Source organism: Variovorax sp. Varisp36 (assembly GCF_047304235.1).
GTDB lineage: Bacteria > Pseudomonadota > Gammaproteobacteria > Burkholderiales > Burkholderiaceae_C > Variovorax.
In genome coordinates this window covers 115,130-121,376 of record NZ_JBGLYU010000013.1, presented here as the reverse complement: position 1 = coordinate 121,376, position 6,247 = coordinate 115,130, and the positions used below count along the sequence as shown (strand labels likewise).

The 6,247-nt window shown below is 65.7% G+C and carries 5 protein-coding genes; all 5 read left to right on the top strand.

Features of this window, described 5'->3' with window-relative positions; translation table 11 throughout:
• The first annotated feature begins 136 nt into the window (after positions 1 to 136).
• The 5 genes from ACCD11_RS10795 to ACCD11_RS10775 all read left to right on the top strand — a co-directional run bounded on the left by ACCD11_RS10795 (position 137) and on the right by ACCD11_RS10775 (position 6,241).
• Positions 137 to 808, top strand: coding sequence for a c-type cytochrome (locus tag ACCD11_RS10795; RefSeq protein ID WP_413313840.1), 672 nt, complete (start codon positions 137 to 139; stop codon positions 806 to 808).
• A 119-nt stretch (positions 809 to 927) separates the two neighbouring features.
• Complete coding sequence (locus ACCD11_RS10790) at positions 928 to 3,108, top strand: cytochrome c biogenesis protein ResB (RefSeq protein WP_413313839.1); 2,181 nt, start codon at positions 928 to 930, stop codon at positions 3,106 to 3,108.
• Positions 3,105 to 4,421, top strand: a complete 1,317-nt coding sequence (gene ccsB, locus ACCD11_RS10785; protein WP_413313838.1) for a c-type cytochrome biogenesis protein CcsB — start codon at positions 3,105 to 3,107, stop codon at positions 4,419 to 4,421. Before ACCD11_RS10790 ends, ccsB begins: the two co-directional genes overlap by 4 nt.
• Before the next feature lie 116 nt (positions 4,422 to 4,537).
• Positions 4,538 to 5,557 carry a protein-methionine-sulfoxide reductase catalytic subunit MsrP gene (gene msrP / locus ACCD11_RS10780; RefSeq protein ID WP_413313837.1) on the top strand — a complete coding sequence of 340 codons (1,020 nt, stop codon included), beginning with the start codon at positions 4,538 to 4,540 and terminating at the stop codon, positions 5,555 to 5,557.
• Positions 5,558 to 5,584: 27 nt separating this feature from the next.
• Positions 5,585 to 6,241 (top strand): sulfite oxidase heme-binding subunit YedZ, encoded by a 657-nt coding sequence (locus tag ACCD11_RS10775; protein WP_007835208.1) that lies wholly within the window; start codon positions 5,585 to 5,587, stop codon positions 6,239 to 6,241.
• The last annotated feature ends 6 nt before the right edge of the window (positions 6,242 to 6,247 follow it).

Genomic DNA, 6,247 nt, shown 5'->3' with positions numbered 1-6,247 from the left:
GTGCGGCAGTGATCGCCTGCTTGTTGCGCGGCTTGGCAGCGGGCTTGGCGCGCGGGGAGGGCATCTACGGACTTTCGAAACAAGGCCCACATTGTAGAATCGTGAGGTTTTGCGCCATAAATTCGAAGCCCCCGATATGAAGTTGTTTGCCAATATTCTGCTTGCAGCCCTCGTGGGCATCGCATCCAGCGCGAGTTTTGCAGCCGATGAACACGCGGCTGCTCCGAGTGCGGCGGCCCCGGCGCCTGCCAAACCCGACCCCGCCAAGGGGGACACGGTATTCAACGCAACGCCGGCCAACAGCCAGAGCTGTGCTTCGTGCCACAACGCGGACGGCAACTCCGCCATTGCGGCCAACCCGAAGCTGGCGCAGCAACATCCCGAATACATCCTCAAGCAGCTGCAGGACTTCAAGTCCGGCAAGCGCAAGAGCGCGATCATGAAGCCGCTGGCTTCGGCTCTGTCCGAAGAGGACATGCGCAACATCGCCTGGTTCGTCGGCTCGAAGAAGGTCAAGCCGGGCTTCTCGAAGGACAAGGACACGATTGCCCTGGGCGAGAAGATCTACCGCGGCGGCATCGGCGAGCGCCAGGTCCCGGCCTGCGCCGGCTGCCACAGCCCGAACGGCGCCGGCATCCCCGCCCAGTACCCGCGCCTGGGCGGCCAGAACGCCGATTACACCGTGGCCCAGCTCACGGCCTTCCGCGACAACGTGCGCCTGAACAGCGTTCCCATGACCGGCGTCGCCGCCAAGCTCAACGACAGGGAAATCAAGGCCGTCGCCGACTACATTGCCGGTTTGCGTTGATGATGGCGCTCCCTGGAGCGTGAACCAGCCGCCGAAAACAACCCCAAACAAAAGGCGGGCCGATCCAGCAGGATGGCCCGCCTTTTTGCTTTTTTCCTCTCTTTCCTTACTGTCGTCCGATGTCCGTCTCCACCCATGGCCTTCGCGTTCATCGCGGCCCGCAGATGCTTCGCGCTGCGGTGGAGCTGTTTTCGTCGATGCGCTTCGCGATCGCGCTGCTCACCATCATCTGCATCGCGTCGATCATCGGCACCGTGCTCAAGCAGCATGAGCCGATCAACAACTACATCAACCAGTTCGGGCCGTTCTGGGCCGAACTGTTCCGCGCGGCCAGGCTCGACTCGATCTACAGCGCCTGGTGGTTCCTGCTGATCCTGCTGTTCCTCGTGATCAGCACCACGCTGTGCATTGCGCGCAACACGCCGCGCATCATGGTCGACCTCAAGACCTTCAAGGAAGACATCCGCGCGCAGAGCCTCAAGGCCTTCGGCCAGCGCGCCGAGAACCGGCTCGGCGAAACGCCCGAAGCGGCGGCCAACCGCATCGGCCAGTTGCTGGTGAGCGGTGGCTGGAAGGTCAAGCTGCAACGGCGCGACGCCACCAGCGGCAGCCGGCCGACTGCCGCCGGCTGGATGGTCGCCGCGCGCGCCGGCGGTGCCCACAAGCTGGGCTACATCGCGGCGCACAGCGCCATCGTGCTGGTGTGCATCGGCGGCCTGCTCGACGGCGACCTGGTGGTGCGCGCGCAGACCTGGTTCAACGGCAAGAGCGTGTTCACCGGCGGCGGCATGATCGCCGACGTGGCGCCGGAGCACCGCCTCTCGGCCGCCAACCCGACCTTCCGCGGCAACATCCTCGTGCCCGAAGGCGGGCAGGGCAGCGTGGCCATCCTGAACCAGTCTGACGGCGTGCTGCTGCAGGAGCTGCCGTTCTCCATCGAGTTGAAGAAGTTCATCGTCGACTACTACTCGACCGGCATGCCCAAGCTGTTCGCGAGCGAGGTGGTGCTGCACGACCGCGAGACCGGCGCGCAGGTGCCGGCGCGCATCGAGGTCAACCATCCGGCCAGCTACAAGGGCGTGGAGATCTACCAGTCGAGCTTCGACGACGGCGGCTCCAGGGTGAAGCTCAAGGCGGTACCGATGGCGGCCGCGGCCAAGCCCTTCGAGGTGGAGGGCATCATCGGCGGCCCGAGCACCGAGATCACCAACGGCCGCGACAAGCTCACGCTCGAGTTCGCCGCACTGCGCGTGATCAACGTCGAGAACTTTGCCGATGGCGGCGCCATGGGCAGCGGTGCCGACGTGCGCAAGGTCGACCTGCGCCACGACATCGAGTCGCGCCTGGGCGCCGCCAACAAGACCAACAAGCCGAAGGTGCTGCGCAACATCGGCCCGAGCATCGGCTACAAGCTGCGCGACGCCGCCGGCCAGGCGCGCGAGTACCAGAACTACATGGTGCCGGTCGACACCGGCGACGGCCAGCCGGTGTTCCTGCTGGGGATGCGCGAGAAGCCCGAGGATCCGTTCCGCTACTTGCGCGTGCCCGCCGACGAACAGGGCTCGATGGACGGCTTTGTGCGCATGCGCGCCGCGCTCGGCGATGCCGACACCCGCGCCCGTGCCATTGAGCGCTACATCGCGAAGGCCACCGACCCCAAGCGCCCGGAGATGGCCGAGCAACTGCGCGTATCGGCCACGCGCGCGCTGGCGCTGTTCGCGGGCACCGAGCGCGCCAAGGCCGACGCCACCACGGCGGGGGGCTGGCAGGCGATTGCCGAGTTCATGGAGGTCAACGTGCCCGAGGCCGAGCGCGAGCGCGCCGGCGGCGTGCTGGTGCGCATCCTCAACGACGTGCTGTTCGAGGTGCTCAACCTGGGCCGCGAAGGCGCCGGCCTTGCCGCGCTGCCGAACGACCAGAAATCGCAGGCCTACCTGACCCAGGCGGTGCTGGCCATCAGCGACGCACATTTCTACCCGGCCCCGGTCGCGATGATGATGACCGACTTCACCCAGGTGCAGGCCAGCGTGTTCCAGGTGGCGCGTGCCCCTGGCAAGAACGTCGTCTATCTGGGCTGCCTGTTGCTGATCGTCGGGATTTTTGCCATGCTGTATGTGCGCGAGCGCCGCCTCTGGGTGTGGCTGACGCCCGACGGCACGGCTGCCGAAGGCCAGACATCCGGGACAGCGGCCACGATGGCGTTCTCGGTCAATCGCAAGACCATCGACAGCGACCGCGAATTCGAGCACCTCAAGCACAAGCTGCTCGCCCTGAGCAAGACAGAAGCACAGACACGATGAACACCACGACCCTCACGCTCAATGAAAGCTGGCTTTCGCGCCGCAACCCGTTCGACTGGGTGTTCGCGGCGCTGGTCCTGGCCGGTGGGCTGTTTGCGTTCACGCGGTACGCGGGGTCGATGGACTACTACGAGAAGCCGATCCTGGCCGCTGCCGTGATCGCGATGATCGCCATCGGCTGGTTCTGGCGGCCGCTGCGGGTGCTGGCCATCGTCGTGGCTGCGGCGTCGCTGCTGGCCATCAGTTCGTACCAGGGCGAGCTGGCGCGCGCCGACACGGTGTTCTGGCTCAAGTATTTCCTGTCGAGCCAGTCGGCCATCCTCTGGATGAGCGTGCTGTTCTTCATGAGCACGCTGTTCTACTGGCTCGGCTTTTTCGGCGGCAAGCAGTCGGACACCTTCGACATGATCGGCTCGCGGCTGGCCTGGGCGGCCGTGACGATGGCGCTGATCGGCACCATGGTGCGCTGGTACGAAAGCCACCAGCTCGGCCCGGACATCGGCCACATCCCGGTCAGCAACCTGTACGAAGTGTTCGTGCTGTTCTGCTGGCTCACGGCCGCGTTCTATCTCTACTTCGAAGAGCGCTACAAGACGCGCGCGCTCGGCGCCTTCGTGATGCTGGTGGTCAGCGCGGCGGTCGGCTTCCTGCTCTGGTACACGATCGTGCGCGAGGCGCACGAAATCCAGCCGCTGGTGCCAGCCCTGCAGAGCTGGTGGATGAAGCTGCACGTGCCCGCCAACTTCATCGGCTATGGCACCTTCTCGCTCGCGGCCATGGTGGCCTTCGCCTACCTCATCAAGGAGCAGGCCGACGAAAAGCGCTGGTACAAGCTCACGCCGATCTGGCTGCTGGGCGTGGCGCTGTGCTTCGTGCCGGTGGCGTTCCGCCAGCGCGTGCAGGAAGCCGGCGGCAGCTACTGGGTGGTCTATGCGGGTATTTCCGCGCTGATCGCGGCCGGCATCCTCCTGGGACGCAAGCGCATCGCGGCGCGGCTGCCGGCCAACGAAGTGCTCGACGACGTCATGTACAAGTCGATCACCGTCGGCTTCGCCTTCTTCACCATCGCTACTGTGCTCGGCGCCCTGTGGGCCGCCGACGCCTGGGGCGGCTACTGGAGCTGGGACCCGAAGGAAACCTGGGCGCTGATCGTCTGGCTCAACTACGCGGCCTGGCTGCACATGCGGCTGGTAAAGGGCCTGCGCGGCACCGTGGCGGCGTGGTGGGCGCTGGGTGGACTGGCGGTCACCACCTTCGCCTTCCTCGGCGTGAACATGTTCCTGAGCGGGCTGCACAGCTACGGCACCCTGTAGGCACGGGCCTGCGGTCTTTCGCGAAGAATTGAAACCGCGCGCCGCTGCGGCGCGTAACCAAATCGGGACTGCTCACGAACTACCCTGAGCACAACGATTCACGCGAAAGGCCTGCCATGTCGTTCCAATCCCGACCGATCCGTCGCAGCAACAGCGACAACGGCTTCATCCACCCGCTGTCGAGCGAGATCACGCCGCGTGCCGCCTACGAAGGCCGGCGCGACCTGCTCAAGCTCATGGCGGGCGGCGCGGCGGGTGCGGCGCTGGCCGGCTTCGCCTCGCGCGAAGCCTGGGCCCAGGCCGAGCGGCCCAACAAGCTCGCGCCGCTGCCAGGTGGCAAGTCGGCCGTGCCGGGGGCCATGTCGATGGACAAGCTCACAGACTACAAAGACGTCTCGAGCTACAACAACTTCTACGAGTTCGGCACCGACAAGGCCGACCCGGCCAAGAACGCCGGCATGCTGAAGACGCGGCCGTGGACCGTGGAGGTCGAAGGCCTGGTCAAGAAGCCGGGCAAATTCGGCATCGAAGACCTGCTCAAGCTCAGCGCGCAGGAAGAGCGCATCTACCGCCTGCGCTGTGTCGAAGGCTGGTCGATGGTCATCCCGTGGGTCGGCTATTCGCTGGCCGAACTGATCAAGAACGTCGAGCCGCAGGGCAACGCCAAATACGTCGAGTTCGTGACGCTGGCCGACCCGAAGACCATGCCTTTTGTCGGCTCGCGCGTGCTCGACTGGCCCTACACCGAAGGCCTGCGCATGGACGAGGCGATGCACCCGCTCACGCTGCTGGCTTTCGGCATGTACGGCGAGGTGTTGCCCAACCAGAACGGCGCGCCGGTACGGCTCGTGGTGCCGTGGAAGTACGGCTTCAAGTCGGCCAAGTCGATCGTCAAGATCCGCTTCGTCGAGAAGGAGCCGAGCACCGCGTGGAACAAGGCGGCGGCCAACGAGTACGGCTTCTACTCGAACGTGAACCCGAACGTCGACCATCCGCGCTGGAGCCAGGCGACCGAGCGCCGCATCGGCGACGGCGGCGGCTTGTTCGCCAAGCGGCGCAAGACCGAAATGTTCAACGGCTACGAAGCCCAGGTCGGCCAGCTGTATGCGGGCATGGACCTGAAGAAGAACTACTGATCGCGCCCCGGCAACCGGCGCCCGACCATGAACAAGCTGCTCATGCATCCGGCGACCAAGCCGGTCATCTTCCTGCTGTGCCTGCTGCCGTTCGCGCGGCTGGCCTACGGCGCCTTCACGGACGGGCTCGGTGCCAACCCGGCCGAGTTCCTGATCCGCGCCACCGGCGACTGGACGCTGCGCTTCATCTGCATCGTGCTGGCGGTGACGCCGCTGCGCGTGATGACCAAGTGGAATGCACTCGCACGCCTGCGCCGCATGCTGGGCCTGTTCGCGTACTTCTACGTGGTGCTGCACCTGCTGTGCTACAGCTGGTTCGACATGGGATTCGAGTGGGGCGACATCGCCAAGGACATCGCGAAGCGGCCGTTCATTTTGGTGGGCTTCTCTGCCTTCGTGCTGCTGACGCCGCTGGCGGCCACCTCTTTCAACCGCGCCATCAAGGCAATGGGCGCGAAGCGCTGGCAGATGCTGCACAAGCTGGTCTACGTGATCTCGGGGCTCGGGCTGCTGCACTTCTTCTGGATGCGCGCGGGCAAGAACAACTTCGCGGAAGTGTTCGTCTATGCCGCGATCATTGCCGCGCTGCTCGCGTGGCGGGTGTGGAATTTCGCGAGCAAGCGCAAGGCGAAGCCGCCCGTGGTGGCGGTGCGCGGCAGCGAGAAGCCGCTGCGCACCGGCTGAGCACCG

What these genes read in the sequence shown, in the direction of transcription:
- ACCD11_RS10790 (WP_413313839.1), top strand. Translation starts at nt 928, where the DNA reads ATGTCCGTCTCCACCCATGGCCTTCGCGTTCATCGCGGCCCGCAGATG.
- ACCD11_RS10795 (WP_413313840.1), top strand. Translation starts at nt 137, where the DNA reads ATGAAGTTGTTTGCCAATATTCTGCTTGCAGCCCTCGTGGGCATCGCA.
- ccsB (WP_413313838.1), top strand. Translation starts at nt 3,105, where the DNA reads ATGAACACCACGACCCTCACGCTCAATGAAAGCTGGCTTTCGCGCCGC.
- msrP (WP_413313837.1), top strand. Translation starts at nt 4,538, where the DNA reads ATGTCGTTCCAATCCCGACCGATCCGTCGCAGCAACAGCGACAACGGC.
- ACCD11_RS10775 (WP_007835208.1), top strand. Translation starts at nt 5,585, where the DNA reads ATGAACAAGCTGCTCATGCATCCGGCGACCAAGCCGGTCATCTTCCTG.